At 38.8% G+C, this 21,047-nt stretch carries 16 protein-coding genes and 2 tRNA genes; 3 read left to right on the forward strand and 15 right to left on the reverse strand.

Annotation, left to right across the window (positions count from 1 at the left end):
* Positions 1-7 precede the first annotated feature (7 nt).
* Both NW213_RS05825 and NW213_RS05830 read right to left on the reverse strand, forming a co-directional pair.
* Positions 8-1,198 (reverse strand): hypothetical protein, encoded by a 1,191-nt coding sequence (locus tag NW213_RS05825; RefSeq protein ID WP_258322141.1) that lies wholly within the window; start codon positions 1,196-1,198, stop codon positions 8-10.
* A 371-nt stretch (positions 1,199-1,569) separates the two neighbouring features.
* The gene (locus tag NW213_RS05830; RefSeq protein ID WP_258322142.1) at positions 1,570-2,160 is read right to left on the reverse strand and encodes a tyrosine-type recombinase/integrase; all 591 of its coding nucleotides are present in this window, start codon (positions 2,158-2,160) and stop codon (positions 1,570-1,572) included.
* A gap of 226 nt (positions 2,161-2,386) precedes the next feature.
* On the opposite strand from NW213_RS05830, the gene NW213_RS05835 reads away from it, so the two are divergent.
* On the forward strand, positions 2,387-3,928 hold the full coding sequence (locus NW213_RS05835; protein WP_258322143.1) for a recombinase family protein: 1,542 nt from the start codon (positions 2,387-2,389) through the stop codon (positions 3,926-3,928).
* On the opposite strand, the gene NW213_RS05840 is transcribed toward NW213_RS05835, so the two are convergent.
* The 8 genes from NW213_RS05840 to prmC form a co-directional block, all read right to left on the reverse strand.
* Positions 3,891-3,975: transfer RNA gene (locus NW213_RS05840), tRNA-Leu, on the reverse strand. The two genes, NW213_RS05835 and NW213_RS05840, sit on opposite strands and share 38 nt — an antisense overlap.
* 16 nt (positions 3,976-3,991) lie before the next feature.
* Positions 3,992-4,064: transfer RNA gene (locus NW213_RS05845), tRNA-Gly, on the reverse strand.
* Between the two features lie 167 nt (positions 4,065-4,231).
* A complete protein-coding gene (gene argH / locus NW213_RS05850) occupies positions 4,232-5,572 on the reverse strand; it encodes an argininosuccinate lyase (protein WP_258322144.1) in 1,341 nt (446 codons plus the stop codon).
* A 37-nt stretch (positions 5,573-5,609) separates the two neighbouring features.
* The gene (locus NW213_RS05855; RefSeq protein ID WP_154043819.1) at positions 5,610-6,041 is read right to left on the reverse strand and encodes an SRPBCC family protein; all 432 of its coding nucleotides are present in this window, start codon (positions 6,039-6,041) and stop codon (positions 5,610-5,612) included.
* A 105-nt stretch (positions 6,042-6,146) separates the two neighbouring features.
* The gene (gene pyrE, locus NW213_RS05860) at positions 6,147-6,782 is read right to left on the reverse strand and encodes an orotate phosphoribosyltransferase (protein ID WP_154043818.1); all 636 of its coding nucleotides are present in this window, start codon (positions 6,780-6,782) and stop codon (positions 6,147-6,149) included.
* Between the two features lie 108 nt (positions 6,783-6,890).
* Positions 6,891-7,583, reverse strand: a complete 693-nt coding sequence (locus NW213_RS05865) for a ComF family protein (RefSeq protein WP_154043817.1) — start codon at positions 7,581-7,583, stop codon at positions 6,891-6,893.
* On the reverse strand, positions 7,583-8,047 hold the full coding sequence (locus NW213_RS05870; RefSeq protein ID WP_258322145.1) for a regulatory protein RecX: 465 nt from the start codon (positions 8,045-8,047) through the stop codon (positions 7,583-7,585). The genes NW213_RS05865 and NW213_RS05870 overlap by 1 nt, the downstream gene beginning before the upstream one ends.
* The gene (gene prmC / locus NW213_RS05875; RefSeq protein WP_258322146.1) at positions 8,044-8,883 is read right to left on the reverse strand and encodes a peptide chain release factor N(5)-glutamine methyltransferase; all 840 of its coding nucleotides are present in this window, start codon (positions 8,881-8,883) and stop codon (positions 8,044-8,046) included. Before prmC ends, NW213_RS05870 begins: the two co-directional genes overlap by 4 nt.
* A 32-nt stretch (positions 8,884-8,915) precedes the next feature.
* Between prmC and ribD the strand changes: the two genes are divergently transcribed.
* Positions 8,916-9,953, forward strand: a complete 1,038-nt coding sequence (ribD, locus tag NW213_RS05880) for a bifunctional diaminohydroxyphosphoribosylaminopyrimidine deaminase/5-amino-6-(5-phosphoribosylamino)uracil reductase RibD (protein ID WP_258322147.1) — start codon at positions 8,916-8,918, stop codon at positions 9,951-9,953.
* A gap of 249 nt (positions 9,954-10,202) precedes the next feature.
* Here the strand turns inward: ribD and NW213_RS05885 are convergent, their stop codons facing one another.
* The 5 genes from NW213_RS05885 to NW213_RS05905 all read right to left on the reverse strand — a co-directional run bounded on the left by NW213_RS05885 (position 10,203) and on the right by NW213_RS05905 (position 19,673).
* On the reverse strand, positions 10,203-11,129 hold the full coding sequence (locus tag NW213_RS05885; protein ID WP_258322148.1) for a DUF4435 domain-containing protein: 927 nt from the start codon (positions 11,127-11,129) through the stop codon (positions 10,203-10,205).
* Positions 11,130-11,138: 9 nt separating this feature from the next.
* A complete protein-coding gene (locus NW213_RS05890) occupies positions 11,139-12,113 on the reverse strand; it encodes an AAA family ATPase (protein ID WP_258322149.1) in 975 nt (324 codons plus the stop codon).
* A 16-nt stretch (positions 12,114-12,129) separates the two neighbouring features.
* A complete protein-coding gene (locus NW213_RS05895) occupies positions 12,130-13,056 on the reverse strand; it encodes a hypothetical protein (RefSeq protein ID WP_258322150.1) in 927 nt (308 codons plus the stop codon).
* A 246-nt stretch (positions 13,057-13,302) separates the two neighbouring features.
* Positions 13,303-16,368 carry an Eco57I restriction-modification methylase domain-containing protein gene (locus NW213_RS05900; protein ID WP_258322151.1) on the reverse strand — a complete coding sequence of 1,022 codons (3,066 nt, stop codon included), beginning with the start codon at positions 16,366-16,368 and terminating at the stop codon, positions 13,303-13,305.
* Between the two features lie 11 nt (positions 16,369-16,379).
* A complete protein-coding gene (locus NW213_RS05905; RefSeq protein WP_258322152.1) occupies positions 16,380-19,673 on the reverse strand; it encodes a helicase-related protein in 3,294 nt (1,097 codons plus the stop codon).
* A gap of 684 nt (positions 19,674-20,357) precedes the next feature.
* Between NW213_RS05905 and NW213_RS05910 the strand changes: the two genes are divergently transcribed.
* Positions 20,358-20,990: an HU family DNA-binding protein gene (locus NW213_RS05910; protein WP_154043808.1), complete on the forward strand. Its 633-nt coding sequence runs from the start codon at positions 20,358-20,360 to the stop codon at positions 20,988-20,990.
* Positions 20,991-21,047: the final 57 nt, after the last annotated feature.

Genomic DNA, 21,047 nt, shown 5'->3' on the forward strand with positions numbered 1-21,047 from the left:
TTAATCTTTATTCTAAAGTAGAACGCATTATATAGCGTCCTATTAATCCCATTGTAAAATCTTTCAATGTATCAGGAGAATATCTTTCCATATTATAAAGTCTTACTTTTCTTTTATCTCCCGTACTGTTATCATATTCTATATAATGCCAATTCTCTATCAAATTTCCATCATTTGAATAATCTGAAAATACTGAATAAAAATGTTTTTCATTTTTAAAATACCACCGACCCACAGGTTTATCCTTATCAAAGCGTCCATTAACTTCTACATTATCTTGCACATAGGTAAGATGCGTAATATACCCATTTTTAAATTCTCCTTTTACAAAGACTGAAGTTTTACTTGGATTATGAACAACAAACTCACCTTCTATACTCTTTCCAACATTGTCAAAATTGATAATTGTTATGATATTATTACCATGCTCCCATGTCCATTTCCCGATTTGTCGATTATCTTTAAAGAATCCATAAGCTTTATATTTATCATCTTGATTAAAGCTAAATTTACCCTCAAAAATACGACTACCATCAGAAGCGTCTTTATATTGATAAATAGCAGTACCATTTCTCCATGATGTTGGATTTGCATAACTGCCATGTAACGCTCCAAGATTAAATTTTCCTGAATAAGTCTTTAGATTATCAGAGAAATTTAGTGCTTCGTAAAACTGTTTCTCCTTATCTGCTTCTATTTCTTTTTTTGTTTTTAATATAATATTGGGGTCATAGGCAATATAGAGATTATAAACATAAAAATTAGATATAAACATTTTCTTTTCTTCTAATTCGTTTATAGTAAAAGATGGATTATTAAATAGAGTTGAATATATATTGTCGTACTTTTTAATGTCTCCTATATTTTCTCCAAACAAAGATTTAACTGCTGATTTAGTAAGTATGTATAACGTGTCTGTAGGAATTTTCAATCTTTCCGAAAGTTGATTTGCCGATATGTCTTTAGACATAGGGATGTTCCAATACATATAATCATTACCAACCAACTGACATAATCTATTCCTATATCCTGCTTGTATAAATCGTTCCCTTAATGAATTTATTTGTGCTTCAGTAAATTGTTCTTCATTGGGCTTAACAAGATTTGAATAATTACTTTGCTGCGCAAATGCTGTCTCACAGGTTAGCATATAAGTAAGACATAGCAATCTAATAACATTTTCTCTTAACTTGCTCATTATCATAGTAAAAACTCCTGCACCTATGACCCTATGATGCGTTAATAGTCATTAGAATAAAAAACATAAAAAAGCGAGGCCACCATTCTGCCTCATCTGCTGCGTAGGGTTGGACTCCCCGTAATACGGATAAGGAGAACGGACAGCCCCACTTGGATGTATTTCGTGTTGATATACGAATACACGCCAAGAGAGCGTCCTTCTCACATATTCCGATATTACTTAGTAAAGTGTCCAATTTTACGCAGTCGGAATAAGCGAAAATGCGCTTTCTTTCAATATGTCTGCACACTGATTTTCAGTGTGCAACAAATATAGGCATTTTCAGTGGAAAGACGCTCAATAAGATACAAATATTTGAAATTTAGCCCTTAAAAATCCAATAAATCGTATGTTTCCAACAATTCCTGTTCCCTAAGCCCTAAATATATCTTTGTTATTGACACGTTGGAGTGATTGAACAGTTCCGAAAGCCTCATCAAAGCCATGTTAGCATTCTCACCTGCTGACTCAAAGACTTTGCGGCCAAATGTCTTACGCATAGTGTGGGTGCTAAAATGCTCTATCTTCAAATTATACCGTTTTTTGATTTCTTTGAACAAAACATTTATCCGTTGTGTGGAATAGACCATCTTTTTTTGGCTGATAAAGCATTTTTCCGCATCATTCGTTATGTTCAATGCATCATGGCATTTACGGATATGCTGCTGAAAATCCGAATTAATTTTGATTATTCTCCGTTTATTCGTCTTTTTCTCATTAATCATAAACTTATCATCATTCAATAACATTTCCCAAGTCAAGGTAAGTATATCGCTGATACGTAACCCAAAGAATGAGCCACAACCGACCAACAAAGACATACGGTAATTACCATCCTTGTATAGTTTACGGATGAGGCTTAACATTGTGTCCCATTCCATGTAATCCGAAGTCTGATATTTGTGATTCACTTGCTTCATAATATTCAAAATTAATATTGATACTATAAAGGAAGATAGAAACTTTTCAGATATAGATAATGAGAAGGCAAAAGTGTTAGCAGATACACTTTATGAGTATTCGATTTTAGTGTTTAACATTTATAATAAAGCTGTAGCATCAGTGAAGTATTTGAATTAAAAAATTTCGCCAAAGGGAAAAAAGAGAATAAGAAAGCAGAAAGCGGTAATGCGTTGATTTACACACGTGTCAGTTCAAGCGAGCAAGTGGACGGTCAAAGCCTTGAAGTTCAAGTGTAGGGAATATGCTGCAAAGCATTCCTACACCATTCTCGGAGAATTTGGGGGAACTTATGAATCCGCAAAGAGTGACAAAGAGAGAAAAGAATTTAACCGTATGTTGGACTACATTAAAAAATTCAACAAGAAAGGAAGTACACAGAAAGTAGATGTTGTTATCGTATTCAGTACATCAAGATTTAGCCGCACAGGAAGTACTACAATAATTGAAGAAGTAGAAGCAAGAGGAGCTTATGTAGTATCAGCTACATCAAGCTATGACCCACGTACAGCCGTTGGAAAATATATGCAGCTCATGGAACTTGCTAATGCAAGATTTCAGAATGATGAGAAGCGAGCAACAACCATAGAAAATAGTATAAAAGCCCTATTAAAAGGACGTTGGATAGGAAAAGCACCAAGAGGATATGACCAAAGAACGACTAAAAAAGAGCAAATAATAACTATTAACGAAGAAGGTAAATTATTAAGAAAAGCATTCTTATGGAAAGCAAACAACAGATTAAGCAATGAAGAAATAAGACTAAAATTAGCAAATGAAGGACTTATAATATGCAAGCAAAAATTATCAGAGGTATTTAAGAACCCTTTCTACTGTGGTTACATGGCTCATAAGTTCTTACAAGGAGAAATAGTACAAGGTAATCATCCACCTTTGATTTCTAAAGAAATATTCTTGAAGGTAAATAATGAATTATCAAAAAATCATAGTGGATATGAACAAAAGATAGATAAAGAATATGCACCATTAATAGGCAGCATAAAATGTCCTTGCTGCGGAGGTAATCTAACAGCTAGTATATCAACCAAGATGAGAAAGAAATTCGGTAGAACAGATATAGGATATTATGTCTGTAGCCGTAAGGGATGCAAATACAATAGTTCTACAAAGAAAGTACATGAATCATTTGAAGATGAATTAAATAAATACATTTTATCTGATAAAGTATCAGAACTACTAAAACTCCAACTTAAAATGACATTTGACCAAATGAATAAAGAAAACAAAGATACAGCCTCATCCATACGGCAAAACATCAAAAAGAAAGAAAAAGAATTAGAACAGGTAGAAATAAACTACACTCTTTGTTCAGACACAAAGAGACAAAGCATTTTTGAGAAAGTTATAACAAGATTGGAACAAGAAATTAAGGATTTAAGCATTGAGTACATGAAATATAATACTGAAATATTGAACCTCGATAAGTTCATAGATTATGCCTTTTCAATGAGACGTAACCTATTCATGCTATGGGAGTTACAAGGATTAGAAGGGAAAAGAAAACTTCAAAAGTTAGTATTCCCGAACGGATTTTACTATAACAAAAATAATGAGCATATTGAACCTGTCAGCATCAATTCATTCTTTGAGTTAAAGTACTCATATCCAACTATTTGCGATGGTATAAAAAAAGAGACAAACCGTCAAAACAACGATTTGTCCCTTAGAGTACTCGAAGCGGGACTTGAACCCGCACAGCTGCAATAGCCAAGGGATTTTAAGTCCCTCGTGTCTACCGATTCCACCATTCGAGCATCCTTTCAAAGAGAGAGCGGAAAACGAGACTCGAACTCGCGACCCTAACCTTGGCAAGGTTATGCTCTACCAACTGAGCTATTTCCGCGTTAACGGGTGCAAATGTATGGAGTTTTTGTATAACTTCCAAACATTTCGCCCGTTTTTATTAAAAAAATATCCGTTTTAATATATTCAAAAGCCTTTTTGCATAGCTTCAGGGTATATTTGCAAAACATTTTAAAAGTCTTTGCAAAGCATTTGCAAGTTTCAATGTTATCTTCCAAGAAGGGCCTTTTCAGCATTTTCAACCACAGCAAAATCAAAACCTAACACAACTTTATCCATCAGTTCTGTGATGCGGTCGTTACACAGGTTACCGATACTTCCCTCATGAGTGTGATGAACCTGTTTATTATGTGTAAACTTTCCTGCTTCAATATCAAGTCCAACCTTCTTGTATGCATCGCGGAATGGCATTCCTTCTGTTGCAAGGCGATTCACTTCCTCAACACTGAAAATGTACAGATACTTGTCATCGTCAAGAATATGTTCGTTCACATAAATCTTGTCCATAATGTATGTAGCCATCTGCAGGCAGTCCTTGAGTTCGGAGAAAGCAGGCAGGAACACTTCCTTTATTATCTGCAAGTCGCGGAAATATCCCGAAGGCAGATTATTCATTATCATCATTATCTGCTGAGGGAGCGCCTGTATCTTATTACATTTTGCACGAGTAAGTTCGAACACATCAGGATTCTTCTTATGCGGCATGATACTTGAACCTGTGGTACATTCATCCGGAAGTTTCACGAAACCGAAATTCTGACTGCTGAACATACAAGCATCGAAAGCCATCTTAGATAATGTTCCGGCTATAGACGCAAGAGCAAAAGCTACGTTACGTTCCATTTTTCCACGTCCCATCTGTGCGTAAACAACATTATAATTCATTGAGTCGAATCCTAACAGACGTGTAGTCATCTCTCTGTTCAGGGGGAAAGAAGAGCCATAACCGGCAGCAGAGCCTAACGGATTGCGGTTACACATTTTGTACGCAGCCTGCAGGAACATCATGTCGTCAACAAGACTTTCGGCGTATGCTCCAAACCAGAGACCGAACGACGACGGCATGGCTATCTGCAAATGTGTATATCCTGGCATCAATACATCCTTATACTTATTACTTTGGGAAATAAGGACTTTGAACAAATCTTCTACAGCCTCAGCAATTTCTTTTATTTGTGCGCGTGTAAATAATTTCAAATCGACAAGAACCTGATCATTTCTTGAACGTCCGCTGTGAATTTTCTTACCGACATCTCCAAGTTTCCTTGTCAGCATAAGTTCAACCTGAGAATGTACATCTTCAATACCGTCTTCTATCACAAAGTCACCTTTCTCAGCAGAAGCATATATGTTTTTAAGTTCTTCAAGCAACACTTTCAGTTCGTCAGACTTCAAAAGTCCGATACTCTCGAGCATAGTTATATGAGCCATTGAACCCAGTACATCATGCTTTGCAAGGTAGAGGTCCATCTCACGGTCTCGTCCCACAGTAAAACGGTCTATCTCCTCGTTTACCTGAACATTTTTTTCCCAAAGTTTCTGAGCCATATTCCTGTATGATTTTTAGTTCTAAAATAAAAAGAGATTAATAAGGTATAGCCGAAAGCATGTCAGCCAGTTTCTCCACTCCTTCCTGAAGCGGTTTTGAAACCATAGCCTTCATAAACATATTAACTTCAGCACGTATTGTAACCTTCATTTTCGACTGATCGTCAGACACCGGAAGCATCTGTATCCACAAGTTCATAGGTACAGGCGATTTGTCACCTTCAAACTTGATACACTTCATCGGTTCACGTTCGATTATTCTAAGTGTCAGACTTATACCCTGCACCTTCAGAGTGATTGAATCCTGATCGAACGTCATATCCTCCAACTTGCCCTCAAGTTTATCTTTTACTGCATCAAGGCGCTGGCGTACAGACTCAAGATTATTCAAATCCGACAGTTTGTTATATACTCGTTCCTGACTGTAAGGAACATATTTCACAGTACTTTCGTATTGTAATGTTGCCATATCCTTTAAAATATAAAAAACACGGATTTTACCGAATGACACGATTCGCTATCAGGAACCGTGAGACCAGTAGAATCCGTGTCTTCAATTATAAATTAATATTCATTATTTTCCTGTCCAGTGTGCAGGATCTTCTCTCCATGCCTGAAGTACAGGAATATCTTCTTCGTCGATGTAGTTAGTCTTTAATGCAGCATCAAGCACAGCATTGTAGTTTGTCAAAGTAAAAAGTTCTACTTTTGCATTGAGGAATGCCTTTACAGACACATCGAAACCATAAGTGAATGAAGCTACCATACCGATAACCTCGCAACCGTCACGACGGATAGCCTCAACAGCTTTCAAGCTGCTACCGCCTGTAGAAATCAAGTCTTCTACAACTACTACTTTCATACCCGGACGCAATTCACCTTCGATAAGGTTTTCCAATCCATGGTCTTTTGGGCTTGAGCGAACATATACGAATGGCAAGTTGAGTTCTTCTGCAACCAATGCACCCTGAGCGATAGCTCCTGTAGCCACACCGGCAATAGCGTCAACCTGACCGAATTTTTCAAGAATAACACGACAAAGTTCCAACTTCACGAAGTTACGAAGTGCAGGGTAAGACAAAGTCTTACGGTTGTCGCAATAAATAGGAGATTTCCAACCTGAAGCCCAAGTGAAAGGGTTAGCCGGCTGAATTTTAATAGCTTTTACTTTCAACAATTTCTCTGCGAATAATTTTTCCAAAGCTTTCATAATTTTACTAATATCTGATAAACATTTGTGCAAAAGTAGAGAAATACATCGGTATTTGAAAATTTATATGTATTAATTTTGCTAAAAACCGACATAAAGCATCATATATTATGATTTTGTCCACGCCAATGTTACAACACTGATTTTTACGAAATCTATCTTTTTCAGCGCATCAAGACAGGCAGAGATTGTAGCGCCTGTAGTAAGCACATCGTCTATCAGAAGTATATGCCTGCCACTTAATGAATAAGCCTTTTCGGTAACTTCAAACAATCCTTCGGCATTTCCCCACCTTTCAAAAGCTGATTTATGAGTTTGTGTGGCATTATTGTGGGTCCTTATCAAAGCATCCGTAACTACAGGAATCGAAGTTATATCAGAAATACCTCTTGCCAACAATTCCGACTGATTATAACCTCTGGTTCTCAATCTGTTTTTATGCAACGGAACTGGTAAAATAAAATCTATTCCATCAAAAAATCCAGAATCCAGCAATTCAGTCCCCATAATACATCCCATCTGTCGGCATAATCTCTTCCTTCCATGATATTTCATTCCATGAAGTATATTTGCTACACTGCCTCCTTTTGCGTAATAATACAATGCTGTGGCACGTTCTATAGGAAATATTCCCCAGAAATATCGTTCCATCTCATTCCCTGGAGTATTCAGTAATCCGGTTTTTGGCAGTGATACCATACATGAAATACACAAGCTCTCTTCCTGTGATGAAAGAAGTTTTCCACAACATACACAGGTGCGTGGAAAAAAGAAATCACGTATGTCACCAAGAATATTCATTAATCGAAATCGGCTTTAACAAATCTCATTATCTCCTGCATGGTAAATCCCCTGCCAGCAGCAAAACGGATAAGTTTGGCATTGCGCTCATAATCTGTCTCCGCCTTGATACTTTTAAGTTTCTGTTTCAAAAGACTTTGAAGAATGGAGTTATACTCATCTTCGTCTATATCTTCCATACCTGCATTTATCTCTTCCGATGTCAAACCTTTCATACGCAACGACTGGGCAATCTTTACCCTGCCCCACTGGTTGAAACGATATTTGTCGCGTACGTATGCACTGCAAAACCTTATTGTGTCAAGATACTTATCCTTGAACAGATGAGCCATAACCGCAGCAACTGTTTCCGGACTCGCTCCCCAGCCTTTAAGTTTTGCCTCAACATCCGACGGGCATCTCTCCACCGCCGAGCAATAAGCCTCAGCCTTGTTCAATATTTCTTTTTCCGTATATTCTTTCATGGTCTCAAAGCCTTAATCATCCTGTCATTACTAGACAAGTCTTTCCTCAATTCAATATTCTTATATCCCATCGAAGCCAGCATCTCTACTGTCTCACTACCGTATGCCCTGTTTATCTCAAAATATATCAACCCTCCGTCATTCAATATATCCAGCCCTATCTCAGCTATACGTCTGTAGAAACGCAATGGATCGTCGTCAGGAACAAAAAGTGCCAGATCCGGTTCCCATTCCAGAACATTTCTCTCCATATCCTTCTTTTCACTTTCCGTAATATAAGGAGGATTGCTTACAAGAATGTCAACCTTTATATCGGGAATATCTGTTCCAAGCACATCTACACGACTGAAAGCTACATCCGTATTATTTATACGTGCATTCTCAGATGCTACTGATAATGCCTCTTCCGAAATATCCCATGCCGACACTACAGGCGAATCCATCATCAAAGCCAACGAAACAGGGATACATCCGCTTCCGGTACCGATGTCAAGGACATGTGCACCTTCACGTTTGTTGTCCTTCACTATCCAGTCTATCAATTCCGCAGTCTCAGGTCGTGGAATAAGAACTGCAGGCGTCACCTTAAAGCGATAGCCGCAAAACCATGTTTCACCGATAATATATTGCAAGGGTTCGTACGACTTCAGACGCGCCAGAATATCATTTACCTCCGAAAGTTTTTCTGACGAAAAATTCATATCTTTGCCTGCATATAAGTCAAGAGCCGACAGTTGGTATTTCTCTGTCAGTATATATTTTGCCATGGCAGTAGCCTCGGCATCCGGATAGAAGCCGGAAAGTTCTTGTCGTATATAAGTATATATTGGATGCATAATATGCAAAAGTAAGAAAAAAGCTCAAGAATATGACTACAGATGAGAAATATATCCGCAGATGTATAGAACTTGCATCAAACGGACTGTGCAATGCAGCTCCCAATCCGATGGTAGGAGCAGTGATAGTACACAACGGAAAGATTATCGGCGAAGGCTATCATGCCAGATGCGGAGAAGGTCACGCCGAAGTCAATGCCATACGTTCCGTAAAAGATGAAAGCCTGCTCAAGGAATCCACCATATACGTAAGCCTGGAACCATGCTCACACTATGGGAAGACACCTCCATGTGCCGACCTTATCATCAGCAAGGGTATTCCTCGAGTAGTGGTAGGCTGCATCGACCCTTTCTCGCAAGTATCAGGCAGAGGAATACAGAAACTGCGCGATGCCGGTATTGACGTAACAGTAGGAGTATTGGAAGATGAATGCAAGAACCTCATCAGACGCTTCGTTACATTCAACACACAAAAACGTCCGTATATCACGCTGAAATGGGCAGAATCGGCAGACGGATTTATCGACATTAACCATGAAAACGGCTCTCCTGTAGTATTGTCAACCCCAATCACATCAATGTACGTTCACAAGCAAAGGGCAGAACATAAGGCTATACTCGTAGGCAGAAGAACGGCTCTTCTTGACAATCCTTCGCTGACCACACGCAATTGGTACGGTGCCAATCCATTAAGATTAGTCATAGACCGTATTCTCTCGCTGCCTTCCAATCTCAGACTGTTTGACCATACTACACCGACACTGATATTCACCGAAAAGGAAAAAGCCGGAGAGGAAAATCTGGAATACATAACATTAGATTTCTCAAAGGACATATTACCACAGATGCTTACCGTCCTTTATGAAAGGAAAATACAGTCTCTGCTTATAGAGGGTGGCACTACCCTGCTTCAGTCATTCATCGATTCAGGTCTGTGGGATGAAATGTTTGTTGAACACTCTGTAAAAGTATTGGGAGAAGGTGTGGAATCGCCTAATATTCCCAAAGGGACAGTGATAAGAACTGAAATGCGTGACGGAATCTGTGTCAGTCATTATGTAGCCAATTAATTTTAAAGGAAAAAGAATTGTTCACTGCCTGTTCAAAGACCATTTTACGAATAGACAGTGAACATATGAAACATAACAATAAGGAACCTTATACTAATACTCAAAGAAGCTTTGCCAACTTATAAGATATACTTCTATCATCTTCCGATGCTTTGTGTAACATAAAGTTGGGATTTGACTCTTTCATAAAATGATCCATAACATAATTTAATAACAGGTATCATTCCCCTATTATTATCATTTATGGTTCTAATTCATAGGGAATAATATATCAAGTTTATCCCTAGTAGGTTTAGGCATTTCGATGCTTGACATATCACCATAATAGAACTCATGTTCAACATATTCGCGAACAGAACTCATTATCCCTAAATCATTCATTACTTTGACTTTATTAACTGGCTTTCCTTCTTTAAGCTGCTCTTTTATACCCTCTTTCACTTTTTGTTCATGTTCATTGACAATTAATTGTTTAATAAGGGTATCCCATAGATTGTGTCCTCTCATCAGCTTCCACACATTAAATTCCGTATATCCAAGTCCCGCTAATTTTGATTTTATAGTATCTATGATTTCTTTGTTCATAATCATATCTTCACCATGTTGACTATGATATTCAGATTTTATTGGATTGAAATCCCCCATGAGTGCATAACGTTGCACATGTAGTTGATTAAGCATTTTACCAAAATTCTTAATAGGATTTTGTTCAATCCCATTTACTATCATCGCGATGTGATGTGTGAACAAATCATGAGTTGCAGAAGAGAAGGACTCAAGTAGAGAAATCTTATCCGTCTTCTGCAATAGTATATTTTCCACAGAATACCAAGTTGTATTCACCACAAACTGTCCCGTTCTCACATCATTAGTATAATCAGAATAGTTGTCAACTAATAAATCATAATCAGCATCTACAGCTACAAGTTTGTTACTACACAAACCATCCATAGTCAATAGTTTTGTTTTGCCGTTTTCTTCTGTCGGATTCACAGCTTTATTAGTCACCACCCTAATATCATACTTACTCCTGTAAGGCTTAACAGCTTCTGTCCACAGAGGAACATCATCATCACCTTCGACAAACAGTAGAACAGGTACCAAATGAGGAGTATGACCAAAATAGGCAGTAGCTCTAATCCAATCCCCCGATACATTCTTGCCAAGTTCGCTCATACCCTAATTTTATAGCTTAAGATTTTCGATGTTTGTAACCAGTTGTTGCCAGCCATCCATTATCACACCAGGAGAATGTGTAGCCAGAATAATCTGACAATTAGGATTCAATGCTTTTATATTACTCAAAAGAGAACGTTGCCAGTCAATGTGCATAGAAATTTCAGGTTCATCCATAATCAGTATGCTTTCCTCTTTTCTTTGTAACAGAACAGTTAGCATAACTATCAGGAATTGCTTTTCACCCGATGACAATCGCTTATTGTTCTCGAGAACCTCCTCGCCAATCTTAAACTGAAGTTTACTTTGTTCCGTATTTACAACCTTATCAGTGTTTTTAAAAGCTTTGTTGACAATGTCTATAAAAAGTTCGTTCTGAGCATAAATTTTTTTCATGTCATTCATGTCAACTTTACCAGCTTTCATAATCATCTCACTCAATTGCTTCGAAAGATCTGAAAGGTAATAGGCATAATCACTCTCCAAAGCCTCCAACTGTTGATCCAGTGCACTACCTTTATCAGTTTTTGAAGGGACATCAAAGGTAGCAATAAGATTATACTTTCTTGACTCCTTATAAGTCGCTGCAGAAATCTTTGCATTCGCTTTTCGAAGAGCTATAATACTCGCATTCAATGTCAATTCAGCAAGACTTTTATCTTCACCAGTTTTTAAATCCGAACTTACTTTTGTTGCCAACTCCTTGAGTAATTCATCATTCTCTGACTCTTTTTTCAGTCTAAGTAAACTATCATGAAAACTTCGATACTTGATTACGACATCATCAGTCATATCCATAACAACACTCTTCACATTTAAATAATCGGCAAAGTTGTCCGGCTCACACATTGAAGCTAAAATCTTCAATAAAGTTGTCTTGTATGATCCATTGTCTCCAGCAAGAATATTAACATCCTTATTGAGTTTCCAATAAAAATCATACTTACCATATAACTTTTCTATCTTGATACTATTTATTTTCATGTTACAGAGTTATTTGTTACCAATCCTCCATTCCATCAAACAAGGTTGGTAGGTTGTCTTCTAATCTTTTTTTCTTTCCAGCAGGTGTTTCTACAAAGTTTTCATCATATCCATGACCATAGACCTCTAATACCTTAAAATTATTACGAATTATCTTTTCGTCTTCGTCAACAGTTTCATCAAATTGTAATCGACTATCAATATAGAACCCAGTACGGAAATCAATCTCTGCATTTTGTGCTTCAGTTTTAAACTGGTTAGACATCATTTCAAACTTAATATCCTGTCCTTCGTAACTACCATTCCACTTTATTGCCTTTCCCTTCACTATTACAGGACTAACAATAAAAACCTGTGCATGTTCTATAACTTTAGTTTCAGGCTCAAAAGTTTCAATAAAGTCAGCAAATCTTGAGGACTCAATTCTAACATCTGCCATGTCCAGATTATCAAAGTCATTATGCTTTATACTTATAGCTTTTATTCCTTTATCGGTTAACAATTGTTTGAAATATTCTGACCTTGCTTTTTTAATACTTAAATGCGAATTTAATCTATTAATTATCTTCTTATCAATAGCCATTTGGGTCAAGACATCTCGAACCTTATCCGCTTCATGGGCATCTAACAATTTAGTAAAATCATCTAATCTAATTATCTTTTTCTCGAAGAACAAACTACGAAATATAATTGTAATGATATATCGAATCCACTTCGTATCTTCACCTTTGTTTATTGACAACCAGAAGACTTTTACTACGCTACCTTGTGAAAGGGCTCCAGTCTGCAATTCATTCTCAACACAAAGAACCTTTGAAATATAGTTCATTGCCTTTATATACTGCAAAGAAGATTCCGCTTCAACCTTCGCACTCATTATGTGGGTTGAAGAATCACTGAGTTCATAATGAATCAACATCGAATCGTCATCTATTCGCAGCATAATATTATCATTCGTTAATTGGTTTATATATCACGTATATACAACATAGATAATTTGACTACAAAACTACACAATTCTCACTAATTAAACAAACAGATTTACAATATCATTTTTCACTTTTTTACATGTTTTTCTACTAATTACAAATCCTCAAAATTATCTTTATCAATAAAAATTAGGTTTCTTTTGTTGATAAACAATTTTATACAACATAAATGTAATGATTCATTAATTATTAAAACACCATTATATTTGTTCTATAATCCTCTTATCAGTTGATGACAAATTATAGCCTAAATATATAATCTCATTTAATCTATTACTTAATTGGTTAGAATAACCAACATTTAAAATCTTATCAACAACTTCCACAATATCATTCACGAAACTACGTTTGGTCACAATAGGGAAATTATTAATCATATCCTTGGAGAATGTTATACCACCACAATAACTACTTGATGCATATTTCGATTTAATGTAAAAAATAGCCATTTTAGAGTTTAGTAACCCACATAAAAATTTCAAATCATCAATATTTTCGGAACAAATTACCAGAGTAGATTTACCAGGAAGATATTCACCATTAAAATCAATAAATCCATCTAGTAAATTTAAGCCCTTGAAAATCAATTTTTGAGAGGTCCCTTTCCGAACATAAGCATTACCAAAATAGTTAGTAAAAGCGCATCTATTAACAACGGGATAAATATACTTAGAACCCAAATATGTTATTTCTTTTATTCCCCATTTATTTGAAAATTTATCAATAGTACCAGTGTTTACTAATCGTAAATTTCCACTTACATTAGAATCAGAAGTCTGATTGTGCACAAACGACGATAATTCATAAGCATCATGCGTTGAACAAGCATTTTCACACTCTGCTATTGTGTTTAGCATAGCTTTTCCATCTTCAATCTTTTTTATCAAATAATGATTTTCACTAAATAAAGAATCAATATAATAAGGTTTGGCTATTGAACATGATGAAACAGTATTAACATGTACTATATCTTTATTTCCTACAAATTTATAAGAACTTATATTATCAGTTCTCTCAACGAAAAGTGTAATAATAGCATCAACCATTGCACTTTCAAAAGTTTTATTACCAGTATGTACAATCTTACTCATTCTAGGAATCATACAATATTCCCTAAATTTACTACCAAAAGGTTTAGAAAGCCATTTGTCTGGGGTTATAAAGCACAAACAATTATTTGATATAGACAATCCAAATTCAAGAAAGGCCATGTATATATCCCAATTTCCTTTAATATATTTATAGTTTCGCGCTATATATTCACGTAATTCAGTTTGTCCTAATAATGTCATTGTTTCAGAGTCAATATACGGCGGATTCCCAATCACAATATCAAATCCACTCCTTCCATCCTCACGGCTAAACACATCGCTAAACCAAGTATGCCAGAGGAAAAACTGATTATTCTCTGCGAGGTTTATACCTTTCAGCTTTTCAAGGATTGCACTATCCACAAAACAAACTTCCAACTGCCTGTTTATAGTTTCCGATATTTCACGTTGCAACTTGACTTTTCGGTTATGGTCGAAACATGAATAATATACTTTCAAGAGGTTTGAGACCGTTTTCTGAAGTCGGTTTTTCTCATTGTCGAATAGTGAGATTTCGCCTTTGTCCTTTTTATGTTCCTTCTCGTAAGTCAGTTTGCTCAAATCAACACCCATGAAACTTTCTATCAGAGAGTTTCCCTGCATGATTTTATAGTCTAAGTTTGGGAGCGGCGACGGTGTTTCCTCATCCACTACTATTGACAGCCAAAAACGGAGACGGGCAATATCGACAGCTCCTTTCTCTATGTCCACACCATAGATGTTGTTCTGTATGATACTCTTTTTCAGTTCGGAACGGTCATAACGTTCTCCGCTCAATGCTTCACGACAGCGCAACAAGGCGTTTAGCAATCCCATAGGGAAAGCACCGGAGCCAATGGCAGGATCACATATCTTTACTTCCTCCAGTGCTGTCTGTAGTTTGGGTTTCTTGCTTTCCGGAATATCCGAAACAGCTTCTTCGGGCGAAAGAACAAAAGCACGTATCTTGTCCTTTGCCACTTTGGTATTTGTTTCAAGATAGGCTATCAGCGATTCCTGACACATATATCTCACTATCTCTTTCGGAGTATAGAATGCGCCTTTATCCTTATTGTCCTCCAAAAGATTTTCGAATATCTTTCCGAGCATTTCCGGGTCCACACCTACTTCGGCATCGTTAGGGTCGTTCTCGTCGATGGTAAAATTATATTCGCTGAAGAACTGAAACAGACGTCTGAAATATTCCGCAGGAAACACACTCTCTGGTTCATCATCTTCATCACGTTCAAAAAGTCCTCCATTCAGATACGGTATGTCTTTCCACTCCATCAGCAGAGTCTTGTCCCAACTATAATAATCGAAAAGGCTTTCACGCTCCGAAGGCTTAGTATTCAGTATGCCGAAAAACAATGGTTCAAGCACGGAATCCAGATAATCATCCTTATAACGTGAACGTTCAAAGAGGTTCTGCATATAGTTGAGGTCGCCATTCATCCATCCTTTGCGCTGTAGGAAATGCAGGAAGGTGATACGCCCCATCATCTTCTTTATATAATCGCGTATTTTCTTCTCATCATTGCCGAATGCACGCATCAGAGCAGGACTGGGATTTCCCATATCCTTTTCCACCCATTTACTGCCGGATTTTACGAAACGCTTGCCGGTGACATACTGAATGAAATCGGCATACTGCTCACGATAACGGTCGAAGAACTCATCGGAGAGAGCCTCAACAGAGAAAGCGGTCTTCAGATTTTCGAACGATATACCTTTTTTCTGAAGATTAAGAAGACGTTCGATAGGTGTTCTGTACAGTAGTTCTCTGCTACCGAAAACGTAGGTGTATCGTTTGGGCGATGTTGACTCCTCCTTGATATCGCATATAAATGAGAGACGCCAGTGATCATGGCTGTAGAACACCACCAAAGCGGCATCAAACGCTCCCCAACGGGGATTTATGAATGATCTGACCAGATTACGAAGTCCAACACGCCTGTTGGCCACAGAGCCTTGATTTATGCTGTAGCAGAACAGTCCGATGCGGAAGTAATCCGATGTATCAATACTGCCAATGTAATAGCCTTCCTCTGTGGAATGAGCAGTGGAAAATCTTTCAGGAGTAAGTTTCAGTTCGGTAGCGTGAAAAAAGTCACGGACAAAAGAATACCATCCGGTCATGTCGAATGCCGAACGGAACATTTCTCTCAATGTATCTTTGGTATAAGTGCTTGCCATGATAATGATTTTTAAATGAATGTTTCGGATATTATGATTCGCGGATCTGAGATTTCACGGTTATCTTTTTGCTGTTCTTTTCCGTTGGTACGATACCGGTCAAGCAGACTGCTGATCTCATTCTGTAACTTGTATTCATCCCTGCGAATGCCCGCACGGTCATTTCTATATTCGCGTGCCAATGTTTTCAGATAACGTGGTAGTTGTGAATAGATTCCTTCGTTGATATAGCCTGTAAGGATATCACAGTTCGTACGGAGTTCATTGTCCGTAATTTGCTGTTTCAGAGTACGCAAGAAGTTTATAGCTTCGAGGGATGTACGGTCCAGGTCCTGACGGTTGACAGTAGATGTATCAGCCGCCTGTATATACTCTTGCGCATATTGCCGCAGAGCTTTGTTTACATGATGGTAATGAAGCGTATCGTCCGTGAATGGTGCTGCCTGTTCTTCCGGTTTGGCTTTCAGGTATTTCACTGCATCAAGGAAATCTATTACCCTGATTCCGGATTTTGTAGCCAAATAGAATTCGGTCTTTACATCGGACGAAACGAAGATTACCGACTCACTACTGTGCTTTCCGGTGTTTCGCATCACACGGCTTTTCATCGGCAAGGACTTGATTTTGTGATACAGTTTTCTGTCGTTGGTATAGATTTCACGTACCTCGCGCAACAATGCTATTTTTCGGTCTATACTGTTCTTTATGTTGCTGTCGAACAGTGTGAACTGCTTTACAATTTCCTCTCGCGAATAGATCTGCGCATCTTCGCCGAACGCGGAATGGAAGCCCTGCAATTTTACCAGAGCATTCTTATAGAGCTGTATTTCCTTATCTCCCTGACGGGAAGGATAGAACATATAATTATAGATATGCGGTGCGGAAGAACCGATACGGTTTACACGTCCTATGCGCTGCATAAGTCTTGTGGCATTCCATGGGGAATCGTAATTGACTATGACATTGGAGCGATGGAGGTTTACACCTTCTGCAAGTACATCAGAAGTCAGGATGATATTATACCTGCCAGCATCCGCAGGATAGTTGGCATCAAAGTTTTCCTTAATGGTCTGCCCCAGACGGCTACGGTTGGCAGCCGTTACCATAAGAACGTCGTTACGGCCTAATTCCGCTGTTATACGGGTGTGGAGATATGTCAGCGTGTCAACACTCTCGGAGAACAATACAAGTTTGCCTGACGGATTGATTGACTTATTCATAAACTCGTTCTTCAGCTTTGCAGCGAAAAGGTCGAATTTAGGGTCAGCAGTCTCGTTTTCCCAGTCAGCATTAAGTTGCTCCAGTATCCGGGCGTCGTGGTAAAGCATCTGAAGGAATTCCGGCTTGAAGGCATCTGCAGGGAATACTATATCCTCAACCACGTAACCTTTTGACACTGCATATTCGATAATCTGGTCCAGTTCCATATCCTTTGCCTGAAGGTCTTTAACCTTTAGGTCGGGAGCGATGATGACTTTATCCTCGCCGAACATCTTTATCATATCGGTAGTGATACGCTGAAGTGTGCGAAGCGATTTTCTGAAAGCATAGAAACTGCTTTCGAGGCGTTTCACCATGTGAACACGATAAATGCCTGCCAAGGTCTGACCTATATGTTCGGCATTACGGTATTTGTTTCGGTGTTCAGGTTTCAGAAACTCCACCGCGCGATAGCGGGCATAGTCAAGTCCTGTACCGCCGGGATTTCTTTCCGATTTTCCGTCGGTCAGCTGCTTTAAGGTTTCATAAAAACGGTTATTAGTCGCCGCACTCATACGGTATTCCAGCTCATTGGGAGGAAGTATATCCGGAAACACTATTCCTTGCGAACGTATGTCTGCCCTATAGTCGGGGTCGTTCAGGATATTGTTTCTTGTGCGGCGTATAGTAATCTTGTCTATGACATTGCTTCTTATTTTTTCGTAAATATCATCTACATCTGTAGTGACATCCCTATGGTCGCGCTCACGCATAAGCTTGTTATAATCCTGAATGAGCGGCGAAAAGAAGGATTTGAGATTTGGTATTCCGTCGATGGTACAATGACGGCTGTTCTGGAACAAAAGCAGAAGATTCTGCAAGTCGTCCGGACGGTTGTTCAAAGGGGTGGCAGAAAGAAGCATAACTTTCTTCTGCAGGGATTTCAGAAGTCCGATATTAGTGCAAGGTGCTTTGCAAATCTTTTGCAACTCGTCGTATTTGCCTGAGGTATCGCTACGGAATCCGTGAGCCTCATCTACAATGATGAGGTCGAACTCTTCTTTGTCTTTATACTGGTCGCGTCCTTCAAGTACTTTTGAGAGACTGCCGTTTGTGATAAACTGCGCCTTCCTGTATATCCCGAAAAGCCTGAACGTATTCTTCCAGTTGTCTTCCAACGCCGGAGGATAGACCACAAGTATATTGGTGTTCCTGCCGTTTGCCTCGACAAAACGTTTTGCTATCATCGTGGCAATCATGGTTTTTCCCAAACCTACAACATCGGCAAGGAACAGCCCGTTATGCTTCATCAGCATCTGGAAGCCTTGTATTACGGCATCTTTCTGATACTTCAGTTCTTTCACACCGTCGGGAAGCTGCAGGGAGAAATCGTCTTCCACCTGGTCGCCGAATGTATCAATCAGTACCTTTATATAAAGTTCGTATGGTGTAGGCTGACAGCCAAGGTATGTATGTTTCTTATAAGACTCTATATCGTCGGCAGTCAACGGTACGGCTTCTTCCCACAACTTACAGAATTCGTCGTAACAATAGCTTACATCGTCGTAATCCTTCATTGCCACATTCAGTTCGTAACGTGGCGCCGAGGATATGCCCATGCCTGACTCTGAAATATTGGATGAACCCATTATCACCCATCCGTCGCTGTTAGGGCTGTGTTTCTCCGGCAGACAAAGGTAGAACTTGGCATGAAGGTTCTTTGTGGCATGTATTCGCATCTGTAATCTTCCGCACAGCAGGTCGTCGCACATCCGGAGTATGCCTTCCTCCACTTCAGGAGAATACGACGCACTGACAATATCTTCCTTAAAACCTGTCTGATATACTTCCTTCGCCTTATTTTCATCGGCAAGCATAAGCAAAGCCTTGTTGTGACTGCGGAATATGTCATCGATATTTATTCCTACGAGGATTTTTATTTCCGATATGTCACCCAACTCTTTTCGGAGCCTGAAATAACCGGATGAGCGGAAAAAGCCTGCCACGGCAAGAAACCTGTCGAATGCTGTCATCTCAGAGGCTATACCTTTGAGTTTGTCGAAAAGTGTATTGCCCTGTCCGTTGTTGAAAAACTTTGTACTCACTGCGTCTGTCAAAGTTTCAGGGTTCAGGACTCCGGCAACCCATGTTTTTCATTAATACCACTTCGCGTAAAGACATAAAAAAAGCGTGAAGCCCTGCATTGTCGCTCGCTCCACGTTCTGAGGCTCCTGGAAATTGCCCTGTAAGTCGAAACGAGCAACGCCGAAGCCCCACGCCGATATGTATAACGCACCTATATACCGCAACTTAGCTAACAATGTATGGATACACCATTGGCTGTACGGCATAGTTCAGGTATGTATATAGCACACCCACGGGGCATTCACGCTGCCTTGTTTTTGACTTACAATTTGAAATTTTTCCAGGATTTCAGAACGCCAAAACCAAAGCGTAGTAAACGCCTTTCAATATGTCTTGTCCCTCCCTTCCTACGCTCCATGATAAAGCGTCCGGCGGCGCGGGACTGTGCAAAGGTAATAAAACAATCCGAGTTTTCACTAAAACGATGAAGGAATATCAAAATAGACTGACAAAGGCAGACATTATAAAAAACCAATTACGTACTTTTGTGTTCAGAAAGCTAATAGAGAAGAAGCCTGACATCGTTTGGTGCCGACTACAGTGGGCAATGCTGCCGACTATAGTGGACACCTCTGCCGACAACAGTGAGCAGTGCTGCCGACTACAGTCAGCACCAAAACATTTAAACATAAAACAAATACTATATGGGAAGAATAAAATATGATTTCTACACTAATCCGAACGTAAATAGTGAAAACAGCAAATCGGAATACCACATAAGAGTCTGCGAACAGCAAACCATCAGCACTAAGAGGATTGTAGAATTGATACACAATGCCTGCACTCTTACACCGGCGGACATTAATGCTGTAATCTTCGCTTTTCAGGAAGAGATAGCCAATCAGCTGGCAAAAGGAAACATTGTGAAACTGGAAGGGCTATGCAGTTTCAATATCAGTCTTAAATCCGCCAACGGGACGTGTACAGGTAAAGAGACAGGAAAGGCTATTGAGGTGAAATCTGTCAATATCAATCCGGAAAAGGAATTTACGGAAAGGGTAAAGGAATTGGCTGCAAAGAACGGAATGGAAAAGGTTACGGCAATACATTCAGACGCTATCACAGACGAGAAAGTCGATAGAATACTGACAAATTATTTCAGCACAAATAAAGCTATCACTCGCCCAAAGCTGCAAGACATCTGCTCGACGACGAGATATATGGCCATGCGGCAGATCAAGCGTCTGACCGAAAGCGGGAAACTGGTCAATGTAGGTTTCGAGAATCATCCTCTGTATATTCCGACGCCGGAGAGTTTCGAAACTAAGGAAGAGTAAACTGATAATTAGACAGGATACGAGAAGAGGGCATATCTGCTGCGACATGCCCTCCTC

The sequence above is a fragment of the Bacteroides sp. ET336 genome (assembly GCF_024733815.1).
Classification (GTDB): domain Bacteria; phylum Bacteroidota; class Bacteroidia; order Bacteroidales; family Bacteroidaceae; genus Phocaeicola; species Phocaeicola cellulolyticus.

Bases quoted from the DNA above. Each gene is read 5' to 3' on its own strand.
- NW213_RS05825 (WP_258322141.1), bottom strand. From the start codon at position 1,198: ATGAGCAAGTTAAGAGAAAATGTTATTAGATTGCTATGTCTTACTTAT.
- NW213_RS05830 (WP_258322142.1), bottom strand. From the start codon at position 2,160: ATGAAGCAAGTGAATCACAAATATCAGACTTCGGATTACATGGAATGG.
- argH (WP_258322144.1), bottom strand. From the start codon at position 5,572: ATGGCTCAGAAACTTTGGGAAAAAAATGTTCAGGTAAACGAGGAGATA.
- NW213_RS05855 (WP_154043819.1), bottom strand. From the start codon at position 6,041: ATGGCAACATTACAATACGAAAGTACTGTGAAATATGTTCCTTACAGT.
- pyrE (WP_154043818.1), bottom strand. From the start codon at position 6,782: ATGAAAGCTTTGGAAAAATTATTCGCAGAGAAATTGTTGAAAGTAAAA.
- NW213_RS05865 (WP_154043817.1), bottom strand. From the start codon at position 7,583: ATGAATATTCTTGGTGACATACGTGATTTCTTTTTTCCACGCACCTGT.
- NW213_RS05870 (WP_258322145.1), bottom strand. From the start codon at position 8,047: ATGAAAGAATATACGGAAAAAGAAATATTGAACAAGGCTGAGGCTTAT.
- prmC (WP_258322146.1), bottom strand. From the start codon at position 8,883: ATGCATCCAATATATACTTATATACGACAAGAACTTTCCGGCTTCTAT.
- ribD (WP_258322147.1), top strand. From the start codon at position 8,916: ATGACTACAGATGAGAAATATATCCGCAGATGTATAGAACTTGCATCA.
- NW213_RS05885 (WP_258322148.1), bottom strand. From the start codon at position 11,129: ATGAGCGAACTTGGCAAGAATGTATCGGGGGATTGGATTAGAGCTACT.
- NW213_RS05890 (WP_258322149.1), bottom strand. From the start codon at position 12,113: ATGAAAATAAATAGTATCAAGATAGAAAAGTTATATGGTAAGTATGAT.
- NW213_RS05895 (WP_258322150.1), bottom strand. From the start codon at position 13,056: ATGCTGCGAATAGATGACGATTCGATGTTGATTCATTATGAACTCAGT.
- NW213_RS05900 (WP_258322151.1), bottom strand. From the start codon at position 16,368: ATGGCAAGCACTTATACCAAAGATACATTGAGAGAAATGTTCCGTTCG.
- NW213_RS05910 (WP_154043808.1), top strand. From the start codon at position 20,358: ATGGGAAGAATAAAATATGATTTCTACACTAATCCGAACGTAAATAGT.